The following is a 1194-nucleotide window of genomic DNA, read 5'->3' as shown; positions in this document are numbered from 1 at the left end:
GGTCTTGAATATTTTAAAGAAGTTATTAAAAGCACTATTGCTACAGAACTTGTTAATGATAAAAACTTTATTGAACAAGCTTATAGTAAAATACTTACCAAAATTTTAAATGACGATTCTAGTAGTATTTCTAATATTTTTAGTCAAATAAAAAGCAGACTTACAAGTAGTATGTCAAGTTCCAGACTAAATAAATCTGATTATTTTGTTACTACAAATGGCTATGGTACCTTACAAAAATCATCTATCCCTGAATACTTACTTGGTCCACCATCTGATTTCACTTTATCAAAAACCAGAACTACAAGTAGTTCAATTGCAGAATACGACCTTAGAAAAAGAGCCTATATCATAGATATGACTTCAGAGTACTCAGACAAAGATGTTATATTAAGATTTTATTCATCTGATGATGACAAACCCATTTATTTAGACATAGTCGTAGATGCCACTATTAATGCATCAGGAAGTAAGTATGCAAAACGAATACATACACAATATGCTAGTGAATCAGGCAAAGGATTAGTATATTATCTTGGTGCAAAAAATGCTTTAGTAGATACTTTTGTCCCTTTGTTTCAGGGTTGGTATATACAAAAACGTTCATACTCAACAAATTACGACACAATTCCTAGACTTGTTAAGCTTTAAAATATTATCTTTATATTTATAGCAAAAATTAATTTTTAGCTATATAGTTATAAATACAAATTTTCAAAGGAGAGGTTAAAGCTCATATGAATGACATTGACACAAATAATTTAATACAACTTTTACTTGATATTGATGGTACTAAGTTATTAATTATTTCTGGTTTAATTTTGGGTACTGTACTCTTACTTAAACCTGTGCTTAAAGATATATTACATATCTTAACAGACAAATTTAAAAACAAAAATAAACAAAATAATAATGATAATAATGATGGGGGTCAGATATGATACTGAGTAAAGAATCTTTAGACGCATCTTTAAATGCAATCTCAAATTTAATTGATTCATTATTCAATTTTAAAGATGCTACTTTTGACAGACGTGACAATCATGCATTCTCATTATTACACCAATTCTATTTGGAATATGAGCATATTTATACTAAAAACATGGAAATATTAGACAATGCTTTAACTCCACAAATAAAATTGGCTATTGAACCTATCCAAACTAAAATAAAAAAATTTATAGAAAAGGTCAA

At 27.6% G+C, this 1194-nt stretch carries 3 protein-coding genes; all 3 read left to right on the top strand.

The window, feature by feature from the left end:
* On the top strand, positions 1–651 hold a 651-nt coding region (locus tag U880_RS0100450; protein ID WP_024654335.1), incomplete at its 5' end, for a DUF685 domain-containing protein.
* Positions 652–737: 86 nt separating this feature from the next.
* A complete protein-coding gene (locus U880_RS0100445; RefSeq protein WP_038358551.1) occupies positions 738–941 on the top strand; it encodes a BlyA family holin in 204 nt (67 codons plus the stop codon).
* Positions 938–1194, top strand: a 257-nt coding sequence (locus U880_RS0100440; protein ID WP_024654333.1) for a BlyB family putative holin accessory protein, incomplete at its 3' end; no start/stop codon positions are given. The genes U880_RS0100445 and U880_RS0100440, both read left to right, overlap by 4 nt.

The sequence above is a fragment of the Borrelia hispanica CRI genome, assembly GCF_000500065.1.
Classification (GTDB): Bacteria; Spirochaetota; Spirochaetia; order Borreliales; family Borreliaceae; genus Borrelia; species Borrelia hispanica.
The sequence above is the reverse complement of the archived record's forward strand: the minus strand, read 5'-3'. Positions and strand labels throughout refer to the sequence as shown.

Excerpts from the sequence above, each read along its gene's own strand:
- U880_RS0100445 (WP_038358551.1), top strand. The coding sequence starts at position 738 with ATGAATGACATTGACACAAATAATTTAATACAACTTTTACTTGATATT.